The sequence below is a fragment of the Cupriavidus sp. GW822-FHT06G04 genome (genome assembly GCF_058799075.1).
The window spans coordinates 233,117-257,318 of the sequence record NZ_JBXALD010000004.1; the positions used below are offsets into that span (position 1 = coordinate 233,117).

General features: G+C 64.6%; 21 protein-coding genes. 14 read left to right on the top strand and 7 right to left on the bottom strand.

What is annotated here, in order from left to right:
• Nucleotides 1-156 precede the first annotated feature (156 nt).
• The 3 genes from AC1RKI_RS11465 (at nucleotide 157) to tldD (ending at nucleotide 6,926) form a co-directional block, all read left to right on the top strand.
• Complete coding sequence (locus AC1RKI_RS11465) at nucleotides 157-4,467, top strand: YhdP family protein (protein ID WP_492795390.1); 4,311 nt, start codon at nucleotides 157-159, stop codon at nucleotides 4,465-4,467.
• A gap of 97 nt (nucleotides 4,468-4,564) precedes the next feature.
• Entirely contained in the window at nucleotides 4,565-5,395 is an 831-nt protein-coding gene (locus AC1RKI_RS11470) for a carbon-nitrogen hydrolase family protein (RefSeq protein WP_492795392.1), read from the top strand.
• Between the two features lie 70 nt (nucleotides 5,396-5,465).
• The gene (gene tldD, locus AC1RKI_RS11475) at nucleotides 5,466-6,926 is read left to right on the top strand and encodes a metalloprotease TldD (protein ID WP_492795394.1); all 1,461 of its coding nucleotides are present in this window, start codon (nucleotides 5,466-5,468) and stop codon (nucleotides 6,924-6,926) included.
• An 89-nt stretch (nucleotides 6,927-7,015) separates the two neighbouring features.
• Here the strand turns inward: tldD and AC1RKI_RS11480 are convergent, their stop codons facing one another.
• The gene (locus AC1RKI_RS11480) at nucleotides 7,016-8,071 is read right to left on the bottom strand and encodes a class I SAM-dependent methyltransferase (RefSeq protein WP_061959069.1); all 1,056 of its coding nucleotides are present in this window, start codon (nucleotides 8,069-8,071) and stop codon (nucleotides 7,016-7,018) included.
• On the opposite strand from AC1RKI_RS11480, the gene AC1RKI_RS11485 reads away from it, so the two are divergent.
• Nucleotides 8,070-8,273: a hypothetical protein gene (locus AC1RKI_RS11485; protein ID WP_492795396.1), complete on the top strand. Its 204-nt coding sequence runs from the start codon at nucleotides 8,070-8,072 to the stop codon at nucleotides 8,271-8,273. The genes AC1RKI_RS11480 and AC1RKI_RS11485 overlap by 2 nt on opposite strands.
• A 274-nt stretch (nucleotides 8,274-8,547) precedes the next feature.
• The gene (aroG, locus tag AC1RKI_RS11490) at nucleotides 8,548-9,627 is read left to right on the top strand and encodes a 3-deoxy-7-phosphoheptulonate synthase AroG (RefSeq protein ID WP_061959071.1); all 1,080 of its coding nucleotides are present in this window, start codon (nucleotides 8,548-8,550) and stop codon (nucleotides 9,625-9,627) included.
• Nucleotides 9,628-9,720: 93 nt separating this feature from the next.
• Here aroG and AC1RKI_RS11495 read toward each other — a convergent pair whose 3' ends face one another.
• Both AC1RKI_RS11495 and AC1RKI_RS11500 read right to left on the bottom strand, forming a co-directional pair.
• Nucleotides 9,721-10,119 (bottom strand): c-type cytochrome, encoded by a 399-nt coding sequence (locus AC1RKI_RS11495; protein ID WP_061959072.1) that lies wholly within the window; start codon nucleotides 10,117-10,119, stop codon nucleotides 9,721-9,723.
• A 15-nt stretch (nucleotides 10,120-10,134) separates the two neighbouring features.
• On the bottom strand, nucleotides 10,135-10,479 hold the full coding sequence (locus AC1RKI_RS11500; RefSeq protein WP_061959073.1) for a c-type cytochrome: 345 nt from the start codon (nucleotides 10,477-10,479) through the stop codon (nucleotides 10,135-10,137).
• A 488-nt stretch (nucleotides 10,480-10,967) separates the two neighbouring features.
• Between AC1RKI_RS11500 and AC1RKI_RS11505 the strand changes: the two genes are divergently transcribed.
• Genes AC1RKI_RS11505 through AC1RKI_RS11515 form a run of 3 tightly spaced genes read left to right on the top strand, consistent with a single transcriptional unit; the run spans nucleotide 10,968 to nucleotide 13,644 of the window.
• Nucleotides 10,968-11,846, top strand: coding sequence for an AAA family ATPase (locus tag AC1RKI_RS11505; protein WP_061959074.1), 879 nt, complete (start codon nucleotides 10,968-10,970; stop codon nucleotides 11,844-11,846).
• Nucleotides 11,847-11,861: 15 nt separating this feature from the next.
• Entirely contained in the window at nucleotides 11,862-12,455 is a 594-nt protein-coding gene (locus AC1RKI_RS11510; protein ID WP_150979302.1) for a GNAT family N-acetyltransferase, read from the top strand.
• A gap of 13 nt (nucleotides 12,456-12,468) precedes the next feature.
• Entirely contained in the window at nucleotides 12,469-13,644 is a 1,176-nt protein-coding gene (locus AC1RKI_RS11515) for a vWA domain-containing protein (RefSeq protein WP_150979303.1), read from the top strand.
• A 15-nt stretch (nucleotides 13,645-13,659) separates the two neighbouring features.
• Here AC1RKI_RS11515 and AC1RKI_RS11520 read toward each other — a convergent pair whose 3' ends face one another.
• Complete coding sequence (locus AC1RKI_RS11520) at nucleotides 13,660-14,562, bottom strand: LysR family transcriptional regulator (RefSeq protein WP_061959077.1); 903 nt, start codon at nucleotides 14,560-14,562, stop codon at nucleotides 13,660-13,662.
• A gap of 172 nt (nucleotides 14,563-14,734) precedes the next feature.
• Here AC1RKI_RS11520 and AC1RKI_RS11525 point away from each other — a divergent pair, with 172 nt between their 5' ends.
• From AC1RKI_RS11525 to AC1RKI_RS11535, 3 genes are all read left to right on the top strand, one after another.
• Nucleotides 14,735-15,718 carry a tripartite tricarboxylate transporter substrate binding protein BugE gene (locus AC1RKI_RS11525; protein ID WP_061959078.1) on the top strand — a complete coding sequence of 328 codons (984 nt, stop codon included), beginning with the start codon at nucleotides 14,735-14,737 and terminating at the stop codon, nucleotides 15,716-15,718.
• 13 nt (nucleotides 15,719-15,731) lie between these two features.
• On the top strand, nucleotides 15,732-16,604 hold the full coding sequence (locus AC1RKI_RS11530) for an N-formylglutamate amidohydrolase (protein ID WP_061959079.1): 873 nt from the start codon (nucleotides 15,732-15,734) through the stop codon (nucleotides 16,602-16,604).
• 276 nt (nucleotides 16,605-16,880) lie between these two features.
• The gene (locus AC1RKI_RS11535) at nucleotides 16,881-17,672 is read left to right on the top strand and encodes a BspC domain-containing protein (RefSeq protein ID WP_411800705.1); all 792 of its coding nucleotides are present in this window, start codon (nucleotides 16,881-16,883) and stop codon (nucleotides 17,670-17,672) included.
• 181 nt (nucleotides 17,673-17,853) lie between these two features.
• Here AC1RKI_RS11535 and AC1RKI_RS11540 read toward each other — a convergent pair whose 3' ends face one another.
• The gene (locus tag AC1RKI_RS11540) at nucleotides 17,854-19,005 is read right to left on the bottom strand and encodes a M14 family metallopeptidase (protein ID WP_492795400.1); all 1,152 of its coding nucleotides are present in this window, start codon (nucleotides 19,003-19,005) and stop codon (nucleotides 17,854-17,856) included.
• A gap of 20 nt (nucleotides 19,006-19,025) precedes the next feature.
• Nucleotides 19,026-19,811: a peroxide stress protein YaaA gene (gene yaaA / locus AC1RKI_RS11545; protein ID WP_150979305.1), complete on the bottom strand. Its 786-nt coding sequence runs from the start codon at nucleotides 19,809-19,811 to the stop codon at nucleotides 19,026-19,028.
• 40 nt (nucleotides 19,812-19,851) lie between these two features.
• On the opposite strand from yaaA, the gene AC1RKI_RS11550 reads away from it, so the two are divergent.
• Both AC1RKI_RS11550 and AC1RKI_RS11555 read left to right on the top strand, forming a co-directional pair.
• Nucleotides 19,852-20,403: a putative toxin-antitoxin system toxin component, PIN family gene (locus tag AC1RKI_RS11550; RefSeq protein ID WP_492795402.1), complete on the top strand. Its 552-nt coding sequence runs from the start codon at nucleotides 19,852-19,854 to the stop codon at nucleotides 20,401-20,403.
• Nucleotides 20,404-20,451: 48 nt separating this feature from the next.
• Entirely contained in the window at nucleotides 20,452-21,621 is a 1,170-nt protein-coding gene (locus tag AC1RKI_RS11555; protein WP_492795404.1) for a pyridoxal phosphate-dependent aminotransferase, read from the top strand.
• 131 nt (nucleotides 21,622-21,752) lie between these two features.
• Here the strand turns inward: AC1RKI_RS11555 and AC1RKI_RS11560 are convergent, their stop codons facing one another.
• Nucleotides 21,753-22,394 carry a glutathione S-transferase gene (locus AC1RKI_RS11560; protein WP_492795406.1) on the bottom strand — a complete coding sequence of 214 codons (642 nt, stop codon included), beginning with the start codon at nucleotides 22,392-22,394 and terminating at the stop codon, nucleotides 21,753-21,755.
• A 224-nt stretch (nucleotides 22,395-22,618) separates the two neighbouring features.
• Here AC1RKI_RS11560 and AC1RKI_RS11565 point away from each other — a divergent pair, with 224 nt between their 5' ends.
• The gene (locus tag AC1RKI_RS11565; protein WP_492795408.1) at nucleotides 22,619-24,142 is read left to right on the top strand and encodes a 3-hydroxyacyl-CoA dehydrogenase; all 1,524 of its coding nucleotides are present in this window, start codon (nucleotides 22,619-22,621) and stop codon (nucleotides 24,140-24,142) included.
• The last annotated feature ends 60 nt before the right edge of the window (nucleotides 24,143-24,202 follow it).

Genomic DNA, 24,202 nt, shown 5'->3' on the forward strand with positions numbered 1-24,202 from the left:
GTCAGCCGATGCCGGGGCGTTGCCCGCGGCGGAACTCGTCGGATCAGGGACAGTCATTCCAGTTACTTTGCAATCGAGACAGGCGCCGTGAAAGACCGCGGTGGCGCTTGTGTGCACCACTTTGGAGAGCGGCTAGTATTGTCGGATAATCTGCGCATGTCCAGCCGCCCCACCGCCCCCAACGACGGTTCTGCATCCCCACGCCCGGGCGGCGAAGGCGCCGTTGCGCTCGCCCCCTCCTCTGCGTCGTCCGATCCTTCCGCACGCGGCCGCGGCCGGCGCGCGGCGGCGTTCGTGCGCGGCGCGCTGCGCGCGGCCTGGCTCGGCCTTGTTGCGCTGCCGCGCCATCCGGCCTGGGGCCGGCTGTGGCGCGCCCTGGTGCGCGTTGTGCTGGCGCTGGCGGCGCTCGCCATCGTCGCCGTCCTGCTGATCCGCTTCGTGCTGTGGCCGCAGGCGCATACCGCGCGTCAATGGCTCGAGCAGCAGGGGTCCGCGGCATTGTCCGCCCATCTCACCATCGGCCAGCTCGACACCTACTGGGACGGCTGGCGCCCAGCGTTCCGCGCGCGCGACGTGCGGGCCGTCGACAGCCAGCAACGCACGCTGCTGTCGGCCGCGTCGCTCGAAGGCAAGCTGTCGTGGCAATCGGTGCCGGCGCTGACGCTGCAATTTGCCAGCCTGACCGCCGACCGCACCGACGTGCTGATCCGCCGCACCCCGGCCGGCAGCCTGATGGTGGCCGGCGTCCCGATCGACGCCACGCGCAAGTCCAACGAGAACGATCCGTTCCTGAACTGGCTGCTGACGCAGGGCCGCATCGAACTGGTCAGCGGCAACCTGCGCTGGCTCGACGAAAAAGCCCGGCTGCCGCAACTCGACGTCGCCGACATCCACTTCAGCGCCGAACGGCATGGCGCGCAGCACGTGCTGCGCCTGGAAGCCCGCAGCGCATCGCTGGCGGCGCAGCCGCTGGTCTTCCAGGCCAATCTGCGCCACGACTACCTCCATGGCGCGGGCAACTGGCAGCACTGGAGCGGACAGGCCAGCTGGGCGTTCAACCAGTTGCAGTTACCGGCCGTGCAGCGCTACCTGGCGATTTTCGACAGCGTTTCCAGCGGGGTATTCAGCACCGACGGCACGGTGGACCTGCGCGGCGGCCGCATCCTGCGCAGCCAGATGCGTTTGCGCGCGTCGGGTGTCGATCTGCAACTGTCCGGCGCGCCCGAGCCCTTGAAGCTGGCCAACGCGCAGGCGTTGCTGCTGCACAAGGGCGATCGCGCCGGCAGCCATTCGCTGACGATCGACACGCTGCTGTGGCAGGCCGAACCGCTGGCCGGGCCGCCGTCGACCGCCGACGCGTCGTGGCGCGAAGGCATGCGCAAGGTGACCATCGACTGGACGCGCGACAACGCCGGCCAGTTGCGCAAGTTCGCGCTGCGCGCGCCAACGTTCGACCTGAACACGGTGCGCGCGCTGGCCGCCTCGATGCCGCTCGATACCGAGGTGCTGCGCCAGTTGCGCGTGCTGCAACCGGCCGGCCATATCGACAACCTCGACGTCGCTTGGTCGCGCGACCGCGCCGGCTTGCTGTCGCGCACCCAGGGCGCGCCGCACTACACGGTGCAGGGCACGCTGCGCAGCGTCTCGGTCAACAGCCAGCCCGCGGTGCCAGCCGTCGGCGCCGACGGCCGCCCGCACAGCGGCACGCCCGGATTCAGCAAGCTGTCCGGCAACTTCAATTTCGACGAGCGCCAGGGCTCCGCGCGCGTGGACAGCGCCGGGGCGACGCTGACGTTCCCCGGTGTGTTCGAGGACCCGCGCGTGCCGTTCGACACGCTGCGCGGCGAAGTCCGCTGGACGCATGAAAACGACAAGCTCGTGATCCGCAGCAACGGCATCCAGTTCGCCAATGCCGACACCGCAGGCACGGTGCGTGGCAGCTGGCGCGCCGGCGGCGACGGGCCCAGCGGCATCGCCGACCTGTCCGGCGAACTCGCCCGCGCGCAGGCCAGCCGCGTGCCTCGCTATCTGCCGCTGACGATGCCCGCCACGCGCCACTATCTGGAAGGGGCGCTGGTGGGCGGCGAAGCCTACGATGTCAAGTTCCTGGTCAAGGGCGACCTGCACCACTTCCCGTTTCATCCGCCGTTTGCCAAGGCAGGCGACTTCCGCGTCGAAGTGCCGGTGCGCAACGTCAGCTACCAGATCGCCCCCTACGAGGCCGGGCCAAACGTGGGCGGCGTGGCGAACGGCCACGGCGGAAATGGCGCCACCGGCAAGGGCGGCACCGCGTGGCCCGACTTCACCGACATCCAGGGCAACCTGCTGTTCGAACGCGGCAGCATGTCGTTCGTTGCCAAACAGGCTGGCGTGCGCGGCATTCCGGGCGTGACGCTGCGCGACGTCAGCGGGCAGATCGACGACATGAGCGATCACGGCCACCTGACCATCGACGGTGCGGCAAGCGGCGCCGTGCAGTCGTTCCTGCGCTACGTCGCCTCCAGTCCGGTCAGGGGCTGGACCGGCAATATCACGGACAACGCGCGCGCGCCGGGCAATGGCAACCTCAAGCTCAAGCTCGACCTGCCGCTCAGTCACGCCGCAGGATCCAAGGTCAATGGCGAATTCCATTTTCCCGGCAACGATGTGACGTTGTTCCCGGAATTGCCGACGCTGCTAGGCGCCTCGGGCGTGGTGGCATTCGACGAACACGGCTTTCAGCTCAACAACGTGCGCGGCCGCTTTATCGGCGGCGAAACACGCATCGCGGGCGGCACCCAGCCCGATGGCACGACACGCGTCACGATCAACGGCACGGCCACGGCCGCCGGCCTGCGCGAGGTGCTCGGCGCCAGCGGCGCAACCGGCGCCGGCGCCCGGATCGATGGCGCGACGCCCTACAGCGCCGTGGTCGGCGTGCGCGACAAACGTCTGCAGGTGCAACTGGCCTCCGAATTGAACGGACTGGCGCTGAACCTGCCTGCCCCGCTCGGCAAGCCGGCAGCCCAGGACATGCCATTGCGCATCGATCTGCGCCCGTCGGCCAACCGCGCGGGCCTGGATGACCTGAGCGTCCAGCTTGGCAATAGCGCCAGCGCGCGCTATGTCCTGCGTCGCGGCGACGCCACAGAGGTCGTCGCCGGCGGCATCGGCGTGGGCCTGCCCGCACCGCAACCGGCCAACGGCGTCAGCGTGGCGGTGGCGGCCGAGCGGCTCGACCTCGATGCGTGGCGCAGCCTGCTCGATACGCCCCCGGGCGAACGCAAGCCCGCCAGCGAGATCGATCGATCGTCGCCGTTCCTGCCTGAGCGTGCGACCGTGCGCACCAGGACGCTCGACGTGTTCGGGCGCGGCCTCGACGACGTTTCGATCGACGTCCGCCGCGAAAGCGGCGGCTGGAATCTGCAGATGACGTCGCGCCAGGTGACCGGCTCCGCGCAATGGCGGCGCGATGCGAGCAATCCTTCGGGATCGCTTTCGGTCAGGCTTTCGCATCTCGATCTGCCCGACGCCAGCGACGACAATCGCATGTCGGACGCGATCTCGCAGAGCATCGAGGAAATGCCTGCTCTCGATCTGGCCGTCGACAAGTTTGTGCTGCATGGCCGCGACTTTGGCAAGCTGCAGGTCAAGGCGCATACCAGCCATGCCGAGAACCAGCCGGTATGGACGCTCGACAGCCTGACGATCGAACAGCCGGGCGCCACGCTGACCGGCAATGGCAGCTGGCGTCTGCCGCGCCGCCTCCGCGAGGCCGCCGCCCAGGGCAACGCGGCGCCCACCGAGGGCCGCCGCACGCTGCTCAACTTCAAGCTCGACATCCGCGACGCCGGTAATGTGCTGGACCGCATGGGGATGGCGCACACGCTGCGCGACGGCAAGGGAACGCTCGAAGGGCGCATCCTGTGGCGCGGATCGCCGATGTCGATCGACTACCCGACGCTGTCCGGCCGCCTGAACCTGCATCTCGAAAACGGCCAGATCCTCAGCGTCGACCCGGGCGCCGCGCGCCTGCTGGGCGTGCTGAGCCTGCAGAGCCTGCTGCGCTTTGCCACCCTCGATTTCCGTTCGCTGGCCAGCAAGGGCATCGTGTTCGACGACATCACCGGATCGGGCACGATCGAGAACGGCGTCGGCAAGATCGAGGAGTTCCGTTTCAAGGGCAGCCAGGTGATTGCATCGATGTCCGGATCGGCCGATCTGCTGCATGAAACGCAGGATCTCGATGTGTCGGTGATCCCGCGCATCAATGCCACCACCACCTCGGTTGCGGCGGCGTTCATCAACCCGGTGCTCGGCATCGGCACACTGGCCGCGCAACTGCTGTTCGCCGACGAGTTCTCGAAGGTGTTCACGATGCACTACAGGGTCAGTGGATCGTGGGCCGATCCCAAGATCAGCAAAGTAGAGGAAAATAAGGCGTCTCAGGCGCCGATCCAGGACCGTTCGAGCCTTTATCCACGCTGATCGTCGCCCTTCACAGCGTCACGGCTTGATGGCCTTGCGGCGTCCCCCCGATGCGGCCGGGCCGTCCGATTCGGCCCCATCGATTGAGGAAACCACGATGACTGCCACCCCTGCATTTCGCGTTGCCGCCATCCAGACCGTGACAGGTACATCGCTCGATAACAACCTGGCGCGCGCCGAAGCGCTGATCGAACAGGCCGCGCACGGCGGCGCCGAACTGGTGCTGCTGCCCGAGTACTTCTGCCTGATGGGCCGACACGAATCGGATAAGGTGGCAATCCGCGAACATGACGGCGACGGCCCGGTGCAACGTTTCCTGGCGGACGCCGCGCGGCGTCACCGGATCTGGCTGGTAGGCGGCACGCTGCCGATGTGGTGCGGTGACGACAAGCGCGTCTACAACACGTCGCTGGCCTTCGATCCATATGGCGAGCGCGTGGCGCGCTACGACAAGATCCATCTGTTCGGCTTTACCAAGGGCACCGAAAATTTCGACGAGTCGCGCACGATCCTGGCGGGCAAGGCGCCTGTCGCGTTCGAGGCACCCTGCGGCCGCGTGGCGATGTCGGTCTGCTACGACCTACGCTTCCCCGAGCTGTATCGCGGCCTGTCCGCCGGAAAAGACGGCCGCGGCGTCAGCTTGATTCTGATGCCGGCCGCCTTCACCTACACGACCGGACAGGCGCACTGGGAGATCCTGTTGCGCGCCCGGGCCATCGAGAATCAATGCTATGTGCTGGCTGCGGCACAAGGCGGATTGCACGAAAATGGCAGGCGCACGTGGGGCCATTCGATGCTGGTCGATCCGTGGGGCGAGTTGATGAGCGTGCTGCCCGAGGGCGAGGGCGTGGTATCGGGCGTCGTCGATCCCGCCCGGCTCGCTGAAGTGCGCCAAAACCTGCCTGCGCTGCGCCATCGCGTGCTGTAGCATTCAGGACATTACCGTTTGCATACCGCCGTGGCCTGACGCCGCGCGGTTTATTGGGACAAGGACAATCATGAACGCCGGAGATCTCGGAATCCGCAACCTGGCCACTGCGCAACAGCTGCTGCTGGCACCGTATGGTCTCGACGAGGCCAAAATCCAGCGTGTACTGGCCGACATCTTCACGCACAAGGTCGACTACGCCGACCTGTACTTCCAGCACACCCGCAACGAGGCCTGGAGCCTCGAGGAAGGCATCGTCAAGTCCGGCAGCTTCAGCATCGACCAGGGCGTCGGCGTGCGCGCCGTGTCGGGCGACCGCACGGCATTTGCCTATTCCGACGACATCAGCCTGCCTGCGCTGTCGCAGGCGGCCGCAGCCACGCGCACCATCGGCAAGAGCGGCAGCGGCCGCGTCAAGGTTGCCGGTGGGATGGCGTCCAGCACCGGCCGCAGCCTGTACGTGCCGAACGATCCGCTCGATTCGATGACGGCCACCGAAAAAGTGGCGCTGCTAGAAAAAATCGAGAAATTGGCGCGCGCCAAGGATCCGCGCGTGGTGCAGGTGATGGCCGGTCTGGCGGGGGAATACGACGTGGTGCTGGTGGCGCGCAGCGACGGCGTCCTGGCCGCCGACGTACGGCCGCTGGTGCGGGTGTCCGTGACCGTGATCGCCGAGCAGAACGGACGCCGCGAAGTGGGTTCGTCCGGCGGCGGCGGCCGCTATGCGTACGACTATTTCAGCGACGACCTGCTGGCGCAGTATGTCGACGAAGCGGTCTCGTCGGCGCTGGTCAATCTCGAGGCGCGCCCCGCCCCGGCCGGCGCGATGACCGTGGTGCTCGGCCCCGGCTGGCCTGGCGTGCTGCTGCACGAAGCGGTGGGCCACGGGCTCGAGGGCGACTTCAATCGCAAGGGATCGTCGGCGTTCGCGGGCCGCATGGGCGAGCGCGTGGCTGCCAAGGGTGTGACCGTGGTCGACGACGGGACCATCGCCAATCGCCGCGGATCGTTGAACCTCGATGACGAGGGCAATCCCACGCAGTGCACCACGCTGATCGAGGACGGCATCCTGCGCGGCTTTATTCAGGACACGCTCAACGCGCGCCTGATGAAGATGCCGGTCACCGGCAACGCGCGCCGCGAAAGCTACGCCGCCCTGCCGATGCCGCGCATGACCAACACGTACATGCTCAACGGCGACCGCGACCCGCAGGAAATCATCGCCAGCGTAAAGCGCGGCTTGTATGCCGTGAACTTCGGCGGCGGCCAGGTGGACATCACGAACGGCAAGTTCGTGTTCTCCGCCAGCGAGGCGTACATGATCGAAGACGGCAAGATCACCTATCCGGTCAAGGGCGCAACGCTGGTCGGCAACGGCCCTGAATCGCTCAAGGACGTGACGATGATCGGCAACGACATGCGGCTCGATTCGGGCGTAGGCGTGTGCGGCAAGGAAGGTCAGAGCGTGCCGGTTGGCGTGGGCCAGCCGACGCTGCGCATCGAGAACATGACGGTCGGCGGCACCGCCTGAGGCAGTCCGCCCGGCAAGAAAAACGGCCTGCTTCGTCGCGGTGATCGCCGCGGTGAAGCAGGCCTTTTCTGTTTCTGCGAGCGGGGCGGCTACGGCCGCGCCTCATAGACCAGATTAAACGGCGTCTGCGCGGTCCGGCGGAACGTGCCGAACCCGCCCTGCTGCGTCACGCCGCGCATGCGCGCTTCGCCAGCCTGCGCGCCAAGACACATCGCACCCTCCTGCGCCCGCGAACCGGGCGTGCAAATAAAGGTCGATGCGGAATAGAACACGCGCCCGACCGGATTGAGGTTGTCCTCCAGATTGTCGTTGGCAAACGGTTCGACGATCATCCAGCTGCCATCGGGCTTGAGCGTTTCGCGCACATGGCGCGCAGCGCCGACCGGATCGCCCATGTCGTGCAGGCAATCGAATACGGTCACCAGATCGTAGTCCGATCCCGGGTAATCCTTTGCGGAAGCCACCTCGAATGTGACGCGATCGCTGACGCCCGCGCGCCGCGCGGCTTCCATGGCATGACGGATCGACGGCTCGTGATAATCGAAACCGCGGAAGGTGGACGCCGGGAACGCCTGCGCCATGATGATCGTCGATGCGCCATGACCGCAGCCCACATCGGCTACCAACGCCCCACTCGTGAGGCGCGCCGCCATGCCTTGCAGCGACGGTATCCATTCGTCGACCAGATGTGCGGCGTAGCCGGGGCGGAAGAACCGCTCGGTGCCATGGAACAGTGCCGGGTCGTGCTCGTGCCAGCCCAGCCCGCGTCCGTTGCGAAAGATGTCGATCATCCTCGGGATCGCGCGGAACTGCGCCACGGCGATCTGGAACGCACCCGGGATAAACGCCGGACTGCCCTCTTGCGCGAGCACGAACGCCTGTTCCTCGGTCAGGAAGAACGTGTCGTGAGCGGGATCGTATTCGACGTAGCCGCTGGCGGCCTGCGCCGACAGCCATTCGCGCAGGTACCTCGGATCCGTGTGCGTCTTCTCCGCCAGCAGCTGCGCGGTCATCGGCTTTTCGGCCAGTGCCTTGTACAAACCCAGCTCGTCGCCAACTACGACGGTGGCCGCATGCAACACGGCCCCGATGTCTTGAACGAACTTTTCCATGAATGCGGCAAGCCTTGACTCGTCGACTGGCATGATCGGCACCTCCGCCTGCGGATATTTGTTCGGGGCTCGCGGCCGCGCGGGCCATTTCAATATAGCCGCCGCCGCACGCGCCGATCGCCTCGATGTGCCCTGCATCACGCTTGCCATCGCCACGGAAAAGCGATATAAAGATGCTTCGTTGTCGCGCGTGCGGTATTTTCACCCCGCGGTTTGTCCTGCGGTGACGCAATAAAATGCCTTTTGATCACGCGCCGCAGCATATATTTCACGCATCCGCGTAAAACCGACACAAGCACGCTACAGCCGATCCGATTTCCGCCATGTCCGCCAAGTTTTACTTTTACTTCTTTTGGCATCTCACACCGCTGGCGGATCGAGAGGGGCAGCTGTAAGCAACCCGAATGCAAAAGAAACCGCCAGCAAACCTGGCGGTTTTTTTATGTCCGCCACGCCCGCCGCGCGACCCATCCAACAGACCCACGACCTCACAAAGACCCGGAGCCATCATGCTGAAGAACACCGACGACCTGCGCATTCGCGAACTCAAGGAGCTGCTGCCGCCGGCGCACCTGATCCGCGAGTTCGCCTGCTCCGAAGCGGCGTCTGACGTGATCTACGGCGCCCGCCAGGCCATGCACCGGATTCTGCATGGCATGGATGACCGCCTGATTGTCATCATCGGACCCTGCTCGATCCACGACACGCGCGCTGCGCTGGAATACGCCAAGCTGCTCAAGGTGCAGCGCGAACGCTTTGCCGGAGAGCTGGAAGTGGTGATGCGCGTGTATTTCGAAAAGCCGCGTACGACCGTAGGCTGGAAGGGGCTGATCAACGATCCGCACATGGATGGCAGCTTCAAGATCAACGACGGCCTGCGCACCGCGCGCGAACTGCTGCTCAACATCAGCGAAATGGGCGTGCCGACCGGCACCGAGTACCTGGACATGATCAGCCCGCAATACATCGCCGATCTGGTCAGCTGGGGCGCTATCGGCGCGCGCACCACGGAATCGCAGGTGCACCGCGAGCTGGCGTCGGGACTGTCGTGCCCGGTGGGATTCAAGAACGGGACCGACGGCAACGTGAAGATCGCGGTCGACGCCATCAAGGCCGCATCGCAGCCGCACCATTTCCTGTCGGTAACCAAGGGCGGCCACTCGGCCATCGTGTCCACATCGGGCAACGAGGACTGCCACATCATCCTGCGCGGCGGCAAGGCGCCGAACTACGACGCCGCCAGCGTGCAGGAAGCCTGCGACGCGATTTCCAAGGCCGGGCTGGCCGCGCGGCTGATGATCGACGCCTCCCACGCCAACAGCAGCAAGAAGCACGAAAACCAGTTGCCGGTCTGCGAGGACATCGGCCGCCAGATTGCCGCCGGCGACCAGCGCATCGTCGGCGTCATGGTGGAATCGCACCTCGTGGCCGGACGCCAGGATCACGTGCAGGGCACGCCCGTGGAAAACCTCACGTATGGCCAGTCGGTAACGGACGCCTGCATCGGCTGGGACGATTCGCTGACGATTCTCGAAACGCTGGCCAATGCGGTCAAGCAACGGCGCCTGGTCACGGGCAGTGGTAACTGACCGTCAACGCCGCCCCGCAATGAAAAAACGCCGCTCGATGCTTGAGCGGCGTTTTTTTATTGCCATGCGGCCGCCGATGCGGCCACGCCAGCCTTACTTCTTCAGCACCAGGTCGCCCTTGATCGAACCGATATAGGCGGCGATGTCCTGCAGTTCGCCGCGCGTAAACGGGCGCGGCTTGCCGTCCTTGGTCGTCACGGCCGGGTTGCTGTTGACCTGGCCGGCCATGATCGCATTGGTACGGCCCACGATCGGATTGCCGCTGGTCTGATACGCCAGCAGCGCGTGATACAGGTAGTCCGGGTGCTGGCCAGCCAGCTTGGGATAATCGGGGGAAATCGGCGCGTTGAGGTCCTTGCCATGGCAGGCCACGCAGCCGCCCTTTTCCACCAGCGCCTTGCCCGCGGCGATATCGGCCGCCTGTGCGGAGATTGCCGCGGCGCCCAGCACCATCGCGCCCAGCGCGTACGAAACCACGTTCAGCGTCTTCATGTTCACGAGCCTTGGTTATTTGAGCGAGTTGTTCCGGGTGTCCGACTTCTGCTGCGAGTAATACGCAGCCACGTCGGCGATGTCCTTTTCGGACAGGCTCGCGGCAATCGCATGCATGGTGGGATGCTTGCGATCGCCCTTCTGGTAGCTCTTGAGCGCGTTCTCGATGTACTTGGCGCTCTGGCCGCCAAGCAGGGGAACCTGATAGGTCTCCGGAAACGATGCACGATACCCGGGAATGCCGTGGCAACCGATGCACATTGCGACCTTGTCCTTGGCGGTGTCGACGTTGCCCTTGTCCTGGGCAAGCGCTGCCGTTGCGGCCGCGCCCAACACTACCATCGTGAGGAGCTTTTTCATTGTCGTAGCTGATTGGGAAGTGTTAAACCGCGTGTGACCTGCCCTTGCTGCGACGCCAGACGATTTGGGGAATGGGGATGTGAAGCGGATCGCCGCAAATCTGCGGCAGTCGATGCCGGTCAGACCAGGCGCAGCCGGGCGTTATTGCTGATGTGCCGCGGTGCTCAAACACCATTCTGCAACCATCTTGCGCTATTGCCGCCTCCCGATGATCTGCCATGTCTCTGGTGGCAGAACTGCCGGGCGTGAGGAGGATATTGACTGGGGGCGCGTCAAACCGGCGCATTGTACCGCAGCGTGCACGCGACGGTCCAGCCAGCGGCCTCCGGGTGTGCCCCACTCAACGCGAATGCCAATCTGCTTTTATACTGGCCCATTCCGGCCGAATTTCGGTGGTTTTGCCTGCCGACGGCCCACCCGGTTGCTGTTTCCGATTGTCCTTCGACCAGCCTGCCAGGCAGGCCGGTCGCGATCCGCCCAGGTTGCCCATGTCCACCAACGCCAACGCCAATCCGTCCCAGCAGGTGAAGTTCGAAGGAAGCGCCCAGTATGTTGCCACCGACGATCTGAAGCTGGCCGTCAACGCCGCACGCACGCTGCAGCGCCCGCTGCTGATCAAGGGCGAGCCGGGCACCGGCAAGACCATGCTGGCCGAGGAAGTGGCCGCCGCGCTCGGCATGCCGCTGTTGCAATGGCACATCAAGTCGACCACCAAGGCCCAGCAGGGGCTGTACGAATATGACGCCGTATCGCGCCTGCGCGATTCGCAGCTCGGCGACGACCGCGTGCACGACATCCGCAACTACATCGTCAAGGGCGTGCTCTGGCAGGCGTTCGAGGCCGACGAGCCGGTGGTGTTGCTGATCGACGAGATCGACAAGGCCGACATCGAATTCCCCAACGACCTGCTGCGCGAACTCGACCGCATGGAGTTCTACGTCTACGAGACGCGCGAACTGGTCAAGGCGCGGCACCGCCCGCTGGTCATCATCACGTCGAACAACGAGAAGGAACTGCCCGATGCGTTCCTGCGCCGCTGCTTCTTCCACTACATCAAGTTTCCCGATGCCGAAACGATGCAGCGGATCGTCGACGTGCACTATCCGGGCATCAAGCGCGAGCTGGTGTCCGCCGCGCTCGAGGCGTTCTACGAAATGCGCAACCTGCCGGGCCTGAAAAAGAAGCCCAGCACGTCCGAACTGATCGACTGGCTCAAGCTGCTGATGGCCGAGGACATCCCGGCCGAAGCACTGCGCAGTCCGGACCGCAAGGCCGCCATTCCGCCCCTGCACGGTGCGCTGCTCAAGAACGAACAGGACGTGCATCTGTTCGAGCGGCTCGTGTTCATGAACCGCGCCAACCGCTAAGCAAAGGTCCGCCCGATGACGAAGTTTGTCCAGCCCGTCACGCTGACCGGCCAGCACGCCACGCTGGCGCCGCTGTCGATGGAACACGCCGCAGGGTTGCGCGAAGCGGCCGCCGACGGCGAATTGCACCGGCTGTGGTACACCAGCGTGCCCTCGCCTGAAGGCGTGGAGGCGGAAATCGCGCGCCGCCTCGCTCTGCAGGAACAGGATTCGATGCAGCCGTTCACGGTGCTCGACGCCGAGGGCCGCGTGGCCGGCATGACCACGTACATGAATATCGATGGCAAGAACCGTCGCGTCGAAATCGGCTCGACGTGGTACGCCCGGCGCGTGCAGCGCACCGCGCTGAACACCGAGTGCAAGCTGATGCTGTTGCGCCACGCTTTCGAGACGCTCGACTGCATCGCCGTGGAATTTCGCACGCACTGGATGAACCATCAGAGCCGCGCGGCGATCGCGCGCCTGGGCGCCAAGCAGGACGGCGTGCTGCGCAACCATCAACGCATGCCGGACGGATCGTTCCGCGACACGGTGGTCTTCTCGATCATCGCCAGCGAATGGCCGACAGTGCGCGCGCACCTGCAATTCCAGCTCGACCGACCACGTTGATCGGAGCCCAGCCATGCTGATCGACTTTTTCTTCTCGCTGCGTCACGCCAAGCTGCCGGTATCGGTCAAGGAATACCTGACGATGCTCGAAGCGCTGCGCGCGCAGGTCATCTCTCCGTCGATCGACGAGTTCTACTACTTGTCGCGCATGACGCTGGTGAAGGACGAAAAGCACTTCGACAAGTTCGACCAGACCTTTGCGGCGTACTTCAAGGGCATCGAGAGCCTGGTCGACTGGAAGAGCGATATTCCGCTGGACTGGCTGCAGAAGACGCTCGAACGTGAACTGTCGGCCGAGGAAAAAGCCAAGATCGAGGCCATGGGCGGCCTCGACAAGCTGATGGAGCGCCTCAAGCAACTGCTGGAAGAACAGAAGGAAAAGCACGAAGGCGGCAACAAGTGGATCGGCACTGGCGGCACCTCGCCATTCGGCCACGGCGGCTACAACCCCGAGGGCATCCGGATCGGCGGCCCGTCCAAGGGCAACCGCACCGCGATCAAGGTTTGGGAAACACGCGCGTACAAGGACTACGACGATCAGGTCGAACTGGGCACGCGCAACATCAAGGTGGCGCTGCGTCGCCTGCGCCGGTTTGCGCGCGAGGGCGCGGACACCGAACTGGATCTGGACGACACCATCCACTCGACCGCCGCCAATGCCGGCATGCTGGACATCAAGCTGCGGCCGGAGCGCCACAACAAGGTCAAGGTGCTGATGCTGATGGACGTGGGCGGCTCGATGGACGACCACATCAAGCGCGTGGAAGAACTGTTTTCGGCTACCAAGACTGAGTTCAAGCACCTTGAGTACTACTACTTCCACAACTGCCTGTACGACTATGTGTGGAAGAACAACCGGCGCCGCCACGCGGAAAAGATCGCCACCTGGGACCTGATCCACAAATACACGCCCGACTACAAGGTGATCTTTGTCGGCGATGCGACGATGAGTCCGTATGAGATTCTGCAGCCGGGCGGTTCGGTCGAATACAACAATCCGGAAGCCGGCGCGGTATGGCTGAACCGCATGATCGAGCAGTTTCCGCGCTTCGTCTGGCTCAACCCCGAGCCGGAAGGCCTCTGGCAATACCGTCAGTCGATCACGGTGATCAACCAGATCATGAAGAACCGCATGTATCCGGTGACGCTGGCCGGCCTGGAAGAGGCCATGAAAGTCCTGTCGAAATAGCGTCCGGCGTCGGGCTCAAGCCACCACGTCGACGCCCTCCATGACCCACTTGCGAAAGGTCTGAAGCGCCGGCAAGTGGGCCTTCTGCTCCGGATAGCACAGGTAGTAGCCCTTTTTGGCCAGCACCCGCGCGGCGTGGGCCACGACCAATGCGCCCGTCGCCAGTTCCTCCTCGATCAGGCAGCGCGGGATCAGCGCGATGCCCAGCCCCGACATCGCCGCCTGTGTCAAAAGCGTGAACTGATCGAAGCGCGCGCCGCTCCATGCCTGGCGCGTCGAGACGCCCAACTCGGACAGCCAGTCCGGCCACGCCTCGGGCACCGTAGTGTGGTGCAGCAGCGGATAGCGCAGCAGCGCCGCAGGCGTCTTCGCCACCCCGTCCGGCTCGTGCACCAGCAAGCCCGGACGGCATACCGGCAACACCTCGCGCCCGGTCATGTAGTCGGCCAGACTGCCGGGCCAGACGCCGTCGCCGAAGCGGATTGCCGCGTCGAGATCGGGCTGGGAGAAATCGTAGCCTTGCGCATGGGGAACGAATTCCAGCGTCACCTCGGGATGCCGGGCAAAGAATTGCGGGAGTCGCGGGATCAGCCATTTCGCGCCCAGCGTGGGCATGCTGGCGATATGAAGAATGCCGCCGCGACCTTGACGCGCGATCAGCTCGACGCTGGCGGCCTCGATCTCGTCGAGGCTGGGGCGCACGCGTTCCAGATAGCGCTCGCCAGCATCGGTCAGCAACAGCCGCTGGCGCACCCGTTCGAACAGTTCCACGCCCAGAAAGGCTTCCAGACTGCGTACCTGCTTGCTGACGGCGCCTTGCGTCACATGCAGTTCGCGCGCCGCCACCGTGAAACTGCTGTGCCGCGCGGCCGCTTCGAAAGCCATTAATTCCGTCATGGACGGACATAGGCGCCGCATAAGTCACCTCTTACTTCAATACCAAATGGAATGATCCAGGGATTTTATTTCGTTTGCAAGTAACTTGCCGGCACGCGCAGAATCGGACACCAAGTGCGACACAAATTGTTGCAGTGCTGCTTCGGGTCATACAGACACCGCCTTTCATCCCCCTTTCAACGGAATTCCTTCGATGCAACGCCGTCCCCTGCTGAAAGTCCTTGCCGCCGCCACCGCCTTTGCTGCAGCCGGCCTGACCTTGCCCGCCTTCGCCCAAGGCTATCCGACCAAGCCGATTACGCTCGTCGTGCCGTTCCCGGCGGGCGGCACCACCGATATCGTGGCCCGCATCGTTGCCGACAAGCTCGGCCAGCAACTCGGTCAGGCCGTGGTGGTGGACAACCGCGGCGGCGCGGGCGGCAGCATCGGCACAGGCTACCTGGCCAAGGCGGCGCCGGACGGCTACACGCTGGGCATCGCTACCGCATCGACGCACGGTATCAATCCGGCCGTCTATCCGCGCCTGCAATACGACGCCACCAAGGATTTCACGACCATTACCAACCTGGCATCCGTGCCCAACGTGATGAGCATCCATCCGGGCGTCAAGGCGACCGACATGAAGTCGTTCATCGCCCTGGCCAAATCGGAGCCGAACAAGTTGGCCTACGGTTCGGCCGGCAACGGCAGCGTGTCGCACATGATGGGCGAACTGTTCAAGATGAGCAGCAAGACCGAACTGCTGCACGTGCCGTACAAGGGCGTGGGTCCGGCCCTGAACGACGCGCTGGCCGGCCAGGTGCAGATCCTGTTCGACAACCTGCCGTCGTCGCTGCCGTTCATCGAAAGCGGCAAGCTGCGCGCGCTGGCCGTTGCCGCGCCCAAGCGCGTGGCGGCCCTGCCGAACGTGCCGACCTTCGCCGAACTGGGCCTGCCCGAGGTCAATGACGCCGCCTGGTTTGGCCTCATCGCGCCGGCCAAGCTGCCGGCCGACATCCAGGCCAAGCTGAATGCCGCCGCCATCAAGGTGCTGGCCCTGCCAGAGGTGAAGGCCAAGCTCGAAAAGCTCGGCGCCACGCCGGTCGGCGACACGCCGCAGCATTTCGCGCAACAGATCGCCAGCGAAGTGGCCAAGAACAAGAAGGTGGCCGCGGCCGCCAAGATCTCCCTGGACTAACCGGCTGTCACGCATGACCGAAGCAGAACGAAAGACCGCGGAAAGCCCGTACTTCCTGCAAATGCCGGAAGGCGCGTGCGGCCCGCTCTTTCTCGATTCCCCGCATAGCTGCACCACGTATCCGGCCGATTTCCGCTTTGCCGCCGGCCTGCCGCTGCCACTGCTGCGTCAGGCCGAGGACACCTTCGTGGATCAGCTCTACGCCGACGCGCCCGCGCGCGGCGTGCCGCTGCTCTGCGCCGGCTTTCCGCGCAGCTATCTCGACGCCAACCGCGGCCTTGAGGAAATCGACGAGGCGTTGCTCGATGCGCCGTGGCCCGGCGTCAAGACGGAAACGTCGAAGACCCGGCTGGGCAAGGGTCTGGTCTGGCGCGTCCTGGACACGGGCGAGGCGATCTATGACCGCAAGCTCACCGTGCCCGAATTGCAGGCGCGCATCGATCACTACTACCTGCCCTACTACGCCCAGTTGCAGCGCCTGTCGGATCAGGCCGTGGCGCGCCATGGCCGCGTGTTCCACATCAACTGCCACTCGATGCCGAGCGAGGCCGCGAGGTTCGCGACCGAGCACCCGGGCCTGCAGCATCCCGACTTTGTCGTCGGCGACCGCGACGGCACCACTTGCGATACACGTTTCACCGATCGCGTGGAAGCCGTGCTGAAGGAGATGGGCTACGACGTGTGGCGCAACCATCCGTACAAGGGCGTTGAAATTGTGCGCGTAGTGGGTCAACCGCAAGCCAATCGTCACAGCCTGCAGCTTGAGGTCAATCGCAAGCTGTATATGGACGAAGTTGGTCTGACGCAAAGCGCGGGCTTCGACAAGCTCAAGCGCGATCTCAACGCGCTGATCGACGATCTGCTGCGCTTCGCCAGCACTTTCTGATCGGCGCGCCGCGCCACCGGGGTCGCGGGCGCCACCATAGTGCGCAGGCGACGCCGGCTTCGCCGAGACACGTGCAATGCGTGTCTCGGGGTTCGCCTGAGTTGCGAACGCTGGGAATCTTCTGGTATGACAAGCCGTAAATTCGACGGCGATCACGGCAAGTTGTAAGCAGTTCCAATGAAGGGTAACAAGATTTCGGAACTTCGCCCGCGGCGTTTCCTCTATCATGGCAATCCTTCACAACCCCTCCTTGCTTCGCCAAGCAAAGACGATCCCGTGATTCGACGAATTTCCGAACTGTTCGGCAGCCAGCTTCGCATGCTGACTGCCGCAGTGGCAGGCGCTATTGCGTTAGCCGGCTGCGCTGTCGCGCCGACCGACGAGAGCGCCTCCACCACCGGTGCCACCACCGCCGCGCCCGTTGCCGGCACTGCAATTCCGGCCGCCGCGGCCAATCCCGCGCCCACCGTAAAACCCCCGCCGGTCATCAACAAGACACCGCCTCCGACGACCACCGTCACGCTGCCCGACAAGGGCCGCGTCAGCCTGGCTGAATATCGCACCCAGATGCGCGAGCAGTTGATGAAATCGGAGAATGCATCGGCCGATGTGGCCGATTGCGCCGCGCATGCAAGCTGGGTGGTGCCGCGCTCGGCCACCTACGACGCACTGAAGATTCCCACCGGCGCGCTCGCCGCCGGACAAGCTTCGGTGGAACCATGGGAAGGCCGCTTTTCAGCCGGCAAACAGGCCGTGCCGGTCAGTTCAGTCGTGACGTTCAACGCCACCGCGCACAAGCGCCGCGGCGAGGCTCAGTGGCAGCCTGTGAAAGTGCGCTGCGGCTACAACGACGGCATGATGCTGGCCTACGAGCTGCTCGACAGTAACGGCGACACAATCGTCGAACCGGCCGCAGCACCGGCGGTGGCCACGCCGACCCATTCGAAGAAGAAAACCAAGGGCGCGAAATCGTCGTCGGCCAAATCGACCCAGTCGAGCAAGAGCTCGGCGACGAAATCCACCTCGTCGAAAAGCACCTCGACTTCGAAGACCAAGAAAAAGCAGTAACGCCGGGGCATCCAGCGGCGCATTGCGCGGGGACGCCCCAGCGCAATGCGGGGTGCCGCGCCGGCTCGCCGGAACGCGGCGGCTCCGTGCTGTCGCCGCGTTCCGCAGCCTTCTGTCGCTGCTGTCGTCGCCGCGTTCGACGCTCTCTTCGCCGAACCTTTCGTGCGTGCAGCGCGCTCGTTCAGTCCAGGTATTCCAGGATCGCCTGCAGCATTGCCGTGCCGAGTAGCGCGCTCTTTGCGCCGTTCCATCCGACCGTGGGATCGGGCAAGTCGGCGTTGTCCTTGAACGGCATTTCCAGCGTCAGCGCCAGACACCCGAAGGTATGGCCGATGTACTTGGAGGCGAGCTTGAGCGCATCGGCGTTGTACTTGCTGGCCGCGTAGCCGTGCACGTCCTGGAAATCGGGCGTGGCGCGCTTGAATGCTTCGATAAAGCGCGTCTGCTGGGCGCGCTGGATTTCCGTAAAGCCCGGCAGCATTTCGCTGCCCGCCACGAAGTTGTACGGCAGCGCCTCGTCGCCATGGATATCGAAGAACAGATCGACACCGGTCTGCTCGATCGCGCGGCGCACGTGGTACACCTCCGGGCTCGTCTCCAGGCTCGGCTGCATCCATTCGCGATTCAGGTTGGCGCCGGCCGCATTGGTGCGCAGGTTGCCGCGCGCCGAGCCATCGGGATTCATGTTCGGCACGATATGGAACACCGCGCGGTCCAGCAGCTTGCGCGCCACCGGGTCGCCATTCCACATGCCCGTGCCGGTCAGGCGCTGCAGCACGCCTTCGCAGAACCACTCGGCCATGCTTTCGCCCGGATGCTGGCGCGCAATCATCCAGACGGTTTTCTTGCCCGGGCCCGGCTGGCCCACCGTGACACATGTGAGGTCACGACCATCGACGGTGCGGCCCAGATGCGACAACCTCGCCAGCGGCGATCGCTGGCATGACGCCAGCAGCGACAGATGCCGCTCTTCGGGATACGGCTCGAAATAGGCAAACCAGATGCTGTCGTGTTCGGGCGTGACATCGGCGGTCATCGTCGCGCCGTCGTACTGCGTGGGCACGCGAAACCAGTGGGCGCGGTCGTACGACGCCACCACGCGATAATCGCGCCAGCCGTCGGGATAGGTGCACTCGCCGGCGTTCAGGAACTTGAGCTTGCACGCCTGTCCCGCCGCGCCCTGCAGGCGGAAGTGAAACCATTGCCGGAAGTCGGCATGGGAATCGGCGCGCACCCGCAGCCGGATATCGTCAGCACGCTCGAGCGATTCGACCTCGATGGCGCCCGAATCGAAGAGCGTGGAAACATGCAGTGCCGAGGTCGTCGGAGTCATGGCATTGGTCCTTGTCGTTTTCAGTCTTCCAGGCGGCGGCGAAACACCCAGCGCGAGGCATCCGAGGCGTCCTTGTCAAACGCATAGCCGTCCGCGTTGAAGCGCTTGAGTTTTGCCGGATCGGTCACGCGATGCGTCACCGCATAGCGGGCCATCGTACCGCGCGCCCGCTTGGCATGAAACGAAATGATCTTGTAGCGGCCGCCCTTCCAGTCCTCGAACACGGGCGTGATCACGCGCGCATCGAGCACTTTTGGACGTACCACCTTGAAATACTCCTCGGACGCCAGATTCACCAGGGTCGGCTGGCCTTCGTGCTTCAGTTCGGCCATGTCCTTGTTGATGAGCTTCGTGACGTCGTCGCCCCAGAACGCATAGAGGTCCTTGCCCGCGGCGGTATCGAGCCGCGTGCCCATTTCCAGGCGATACGGCTGCATCCAGTCCATCGGCCGCAGCACGCCATAGAGACCGGAAAGAATGCGGATGTGCTTCTGAGCGAATGCCAGGTCGTCCGTGCTCAGTGTTTTGGCATCGAGCCCGTCGTAGACATCGCCATTGAAGGCCAGCACCGCCTGCTTGCTGTTGGCCGATGTGAATGTGGCCGACCAGTCGGCGTAGCGCGTGACGTTGAGCACGGCCAGCTTGTCGGAGATATCCATCAGCGCGCCCACATCCTGCGGCGCCAGCTTGCGCAGGCGGTCGATCAGCGTGGCGGAACGGTCGATAAAGCGCGGCAGCGTATGGGTCTTGACGCGCGGCGGTGTCTCGTAGTCCAGGGACTTGGCGGGGGACAGGACGATGAGCATGGCAAAATCGCGGACGGAAACAAAGTCGAGATTGTAGCGAATGCCCACCGAGCCCACCGGCACCCCGATCAGCCCCCCCGCCGCCGCATCCATCGGCGCCCTGCCCGTCACATCGGTCCCGCGCGTCGTGCTGGATTCCAATATCTGGGTGGACCTGCTGGTCTTCCGCGATCCGCACGTCGAACCGATCCGCGCCGCGTTGGCCGCAGGCGCCATCGCGCCGGTGATACGCGCCGATTGCCGCGAGGAATTGCGCCGCGTGCTGGCCTATCCGCAGTTCGCGCGATTTGCCGTCGATATCGATACCGCGCTGGCCGAAGTGGATCGCCTCACCACGCTGGAGCCGTTGCCTGCTGCCGCCGAGGCCGACGCCATCCGCCTGCCGAAGTGCCGCGACACGGACGACCAGAAGTTCATCGAACTGGCGCATTTCGCGCGCGCCGCGCTGCTGGTGTCGAAGGACAAGGCGGTGCTGAAGCTGCGCAGCCGCCTACGCCGCGCCAGCGGCGTGGAGGTGCTGCCGCCGCTGGCCTTTGCCCGATGGCTGGCGGACTGGACGCCCCCGCCCGCCAGCGCCGCCGATCCCCGCTAGAATGTCGCACTGGTCTCTTTGTCCGGTTATTCCCGTTCCCGCCCCACCATGTCCGAATCGACCCTTGCCCCGCTGAATCCACCGCTGTCGCGCCTGCCCAAGGTGGGCACCACGATTTTCACCGTGATGTCGGCGCTGGCCGCCGAAAAGAACGCCGTGAACCTGGGCCAGGGATTTCCGGATTTCGACTGCGATCCGCGCATTGTCGACGCCGTGGCCGACGCCATGCGCGCAGGCCACAACCAGTACCCGCCGATGGCGGGCGTGCCGGTGCTGCGGCAGGCCATCGCCGCCAAGATTGCCGCGCTCTACGGCCACCAGTACGACTGGAACACCGAGATCACCGTCACGGCGGGCGCCACGCAGGCGCTGCTGACCGCGATCCTGTGCGCCGTGCATCCCGGCGACGAAGTGATCGTGCTGGAGCCCTGCTACGACAGCTACCTGCCCGCGATCGAGCTGGCGGGCGCCACGGCCGTACCGGTGCGGCTGGAAGCACCGCTGTTCCGGATTCCGTTCGACAAGCTGGCCGCCGCGATCACGCCGAAGACGCGCATGATCATGATTAACACGCCGCACAATCCCACCGGCACGATCTGGCGCGAAGACGACATGCGGCAGTTGGCCGATTTGCTGGCCGGCACCGATATCCTCGTGTTGTCCGATGAAGTCTACGAACACATGGTGTACGACGGCCAGCGGCACGAATCGGTGTCGCGCCATCCCGAACTCGCGCGCCGCAGCTTCGTCGTGTCGAGCTTCGGCAAGACTTATCACGTAACCGGCTGGAAGGTCGGCTATGTGACCGCGCCGGCCGCGCTGATGAACGAATTCCGCAAGGTGCACCAGTTCAACGTCTTCACCGTCAATACGCCGGTGCAATTCGGCCTGGCCCAATACATGACGGATCCGGCGCCGTACCTGAACCTGCCGGCGTTCTATCAGGCCAAGCGCGACTTTTTCCGCGCGGGACTGGCCAATACGCGCTTCCGCCTGTTGCCTTCCGATGGCACGTACTTCCAATGCGTCGACTATTCGGCCATCTCGGACATGAGCGAAGCGGACTTTTCGATGTGGCTCACGCGCGAGATCGGCGTGGCCGCGATTCCGGTGTCCGCGTTCTACTCCGAACCGCGGGAATCGGGCGTGGTGCGCTTCTGCTTCGCCAAGAAGGAAGAGACGCTGCAATTGGCGCTCGACCGGCTGGCCAAACTGTAAGCGACGCCGGCGCGGCACGAGGCGCAGGCTATAAGCTGCACGCATTCCCGCCATAAGCAAAAAGCCCCGCAGGCTTCCCGCCGCGGGGCTTTTTGCTTATGGTCTGCCAGTTGTGGCTGCCGGTTGTGGCGTCACTTGTTACGGCTGAGCATCAATTCCGTGTTCGCCTTGCGCTCGGCATTGAGCTTCTGCACCGTCGGCCGTTCGGACATCGCCTTCAAGTAGCCCTTCACCGGCAGGCTTGCCAGCAGATCTTCACCGTAGATGATTTTTGTGCACGACGATATCAGCGGCAAATGGCAAACCGCGGCGCAGTCGGCCAGCGTGAACGTATCGCCGGCGAGGTACGGCGAAAACTTTGCAAGCTTGCCGAACGCCGGGACGTACTTCTCCAGCAGGTTGCGCTGGCGCTCCTTGACCTTGTCGCTGACCTTGCCGCCGAAGAACGCCTCGGGATACAGCTCGCGCGCGGTCAATTCCAGATACAGCTCGAGGAACGTGATGAGTTCGCGCACCTTCGCTGCCTGGAACGGATCCGCCGGCAGCAGCGGCGACTGGCGATAAGTGGTCTCGATGTACTCGACGATCGGTTCGGACTCGCACAACGGGCCGGCATCGGTGATGATGTAGGGAACCTTGCCCAGCGGCGACGCCGAGCGATCGGTTTCGCCCAGCCAGGCCAGCACTTCCTCGAACGGCAAGTTCTTTTCCAGCAGCGCCAGCTTCACCTTGTTGTAGTAGTTGCTGGCGGAAAATCCGCAAAGCTTCAACATGTCGTCTCTCTCCGTGATGATGTGCGAATGATTATGTGAATGGTGATGTCGATGGTCGTGTGAGCAGTCGGTGATCGGTTGGTGTCGACCCCGGACCGCACCATCGTCCTCTGCCCTGCACTGCCTGGCCGATCAGCGCACGCCGCATGCATGGCGCATCTGTCGCGAAAGCTGCAGAAAACGTACGATCGTGCTAATTTAGCCACAACTTTTTTGGACCAACAATGAGCAATTCCACCATCCAGACGCTTGGTATCGTTGGCACGGGCGCCATGGGCCGCGGCATCGCGCAGATCGCCGCGCAGGCAGGCCTGACTGTCAATCTGTACGACACCAACGCGCAAGCCGTGGCCGCCGCGCGCCAGTACCTGCAGGATACCTTCGCCAAGCTGGCCGACAAGGGCAAGATCAGCGCCGCCGACAGCGAAGCGGCGCTGGCCCGCGTCAAGGCATGCAACGCGCTGCAAGACCTGGCCGCCTGCGACATGGTGGTGGAAGCGATTGTCGAAAAGCTGGAAGTCAAGCGCGATCTGGTCGCCAAGCTCGAAGCGATTCTGCGCGAAGATGCCGTGATCGCGTCGAATACGTCGTCGCTGTCGATCACCGCCATCGCGGTGGGCGCGAAAAAACCGGGGCGCATCGTCGGTTATCACTTCTTCAACCCGGTGCCGCTGATGAAGGTCGTGGAAGTGATCGACGGCCTGTCCGGCGATCCGGCCATCGGCGACCAGTTGATGGCGCTGTCGCGCCGCATGGGCCATACGCCGGTGCGCTGCAAGGACATGCCCGGTTTCATCGTCAACCATGCCGGCCGCGGCATGAACATCGAAGGCCTGAAGGCAGCACAGGAAGGCGTGGCCGAGTTTGTCGACATCGACAACATCATGCGCGAGCAGGCCGGCTTCCGCATGGGCCCGTTCGAACTGATGGACCTGACCGGGCTCGATGTGTCGCATCCGGTGATGGAATCGATCTACAACCAGTTCTATCAGGAAGCGCGCTATCGACCTTCGCCGATTACGCAACTGCGCTACACCGGCGGCCTGCTTGGCCGCAAGACCGGCGCAGGCTTCTACACCTATCCCGACGGCCAGAAGCAAGTGCCGGCCGCCCGCGCCGTGGCCGATGCGCGCCCCGCCAGCGTATGGGTGAGCCGCGCCAACGAACGCGGCCATGCGATGACCGTTAAGCTGCTGACCGCACTGGGCGTCACGCCCGAAGCGGGCAACCAGCCGTCGGCCGATGCACTGATCGTGGTCACGCCGCTGGGCCTGGACGCCACCACCGCTGCGCTCGAAGAAGGCCTCGACGCGACGCGCGTGGTTGCCATCGATACGCTGCTGCCATTCGAGGCCACCAAGCGCCGCACGCTGATGACCACCCCGGCCACCAGCGCCGCCGCACGCGACGCCGCGCACGGCCTGTTTGCCAGCGATGGCGTGCCGGTCACGCTGATCCGCGATTCGGCCGGCTTCATCGCCCAGCGCATCATCGGCTGCATCGTCAACATTGCCAGCGACATCGCACAGCAACGCATCGCCACACCGACCGACATCGACCTCGCCGTGAACCTGGGCCTCGGCTATCCGAAGGGACCGCTGGCGCTGGGCGACACGATTGGCGCCGCGGTGATCCTGGAAGTACTGCGCAACATGAATCGCCTGACCGGCGACATGCGCTACCGCCCAAGCCCATGGCTGTGGCGCCGCGCGGGTCTTGGCCTGTCGCTGCTGACCGAAGAAGCCTGATCGAAAGAGGCGCCCCGCCGAGACACGGGGCGCCGTTTGTTTTTCTAGCCCCCAGATAAC

Bases quoted from the DNA above. Each gene is read 5' to 3' on its own strand.
- AC1RKI_RS11465 (WP_492795390.1), top strand. From the start codon at position 157: ATGTCCAGCCGCCCCACCGCCCCCAACGACGGTTCTGCATCCCCACGC.
- AC1RKI_RS11470 (WP_492795392.1), top strand. From the start codon at position 4,565: ATGACTGCCACCCCTGCATTTCGCGTTGCCGCCATCCAGACCGTGACA.
- tldD (WP_492795394.1), top strand. From the start codon at position 5,466: ATGAACGCCGGAGATCTCGGAATCCGCAACCTGGCCACTGCGCAACAG.
- AC1RKI_RS11485 (WP_492795396.1), top strand. From the start codon at position 8,070: ATGATCGGCACCTCCGCCTGCGGATATTTGTTCGGGGCTCGCGGCCGC.
- AC1RKI_RS11480 (WP_061959069.1), bottom strand. From the start codon at position 8,071: ATGCCAGTCGACGAGTCAAGGCTTGCCGCATTCATGGAAAAGTTCGTT.
- aroG (WP_061959071.1), top strand. From the start codon at position 8,548: ATGCTGAAGAACACCGACGACCTGCGCATTCGCGAACTCAAGGAGCTG.
- AC1RKI_RS11495 (WP_061959072.1), bottom strand. From the start codon at position 10,119: ATGAAGACGCTGAACGTGGTTTCGTACGCGCTGGGCGCGATGGTGCTG.
- AC1RKI_RS11500 (WP_061959073.1), bottom strand. From the start codon at position 10,479: ATGAAAAAGCTCCTCACGATGGTAGTGTTGGGCGCGGCCGCAACGGCA.
- AC1RKI_RS11505 (WP_061959074.1), top strand. From the start codon at position 10,968: ATGTCCACCAACGCCAACGCCAATCCGTCCCAGCAGGTGAAGTTCGAA.
- AC1RKI_RS11510 (WP_150979302.1), top strand. From the start codon at position 11,862: ATGACGAAGTTTGTCCAGCCCGTCACGCTGACCGGCCAGCACGCCACG.
- AC1RKI_RS11515 (WP_150979303.1), top strand. From the start codon at position 12,469: ATGCTGATCGACTTTTTCTTCTCGCTGCGTCACGCCAAGCTGCCGGTA.
- AC1RKI_RS11520 (WP_061959077.1), bottom strand. From the start codon at position 14,562: ATGCGGCGCCTATGTCCGTCCATGACGGAATTAATGGCTTTCGAAGCG.
- AC1RKI_RS11525 (WP_061959078.1), top strand. From the start codon at position 14,735: ATGCAACGCCGTCCCCTGCTGAAAGTCCTTGCCGCCGCCACCGCCTTT.
- AC1RKI_RS11530 (WP_061959079.1), top strand. From the start codon at position 15,732: ATGACCGAAGCAGAACGAAAGACCGCGGAAAGCCCGTACTTCCTGCAA.
- AC1RKI_RS11540 (WP_492795400.1), bottom strand. From the start codon at position 19,005: ATGACTCCGACGACCTCGGCACTGCATGTTTCCACGCTCTTCGATTCG.
- yaaA (WP_150979305.1), bottom strand. From the start codon at position 19,811: ATGCTCATCGTCCTGTCCCCCGCCAAGTCCCTGGACTACGAGACACCG.
- AC1RKI_RS11550 (WP_492795402.1), top strand. From the start codon at position 19,852: ATGCCCACCGAGCCCACCGGCACCCCGATCAGCCCCCCCGCCGCCGCA.
- AC1RKI_RS11555 (WP_492795404.1), top strand. From the start codon at position 20,452: ATGTCCGAATCGACCCTTGCCCCGCTGAATCCACCGCTGTCGCGCCTG.
- AC1RKI_RS11560 (WP_492795406.1), bottom strand. From the start codon at position 22,394: ATGTTGAAGCTTTGCGGATTTTCCGCCAGCAACTACTACAACAAGGTG.
- AC1RKI_RS11565 (WP_492795408.1), top strand. From the start codon at position 22,619: ATGAGCAATTCCACCATCCAGACGCTTGGTATCGTTGGCACGGGCGCC.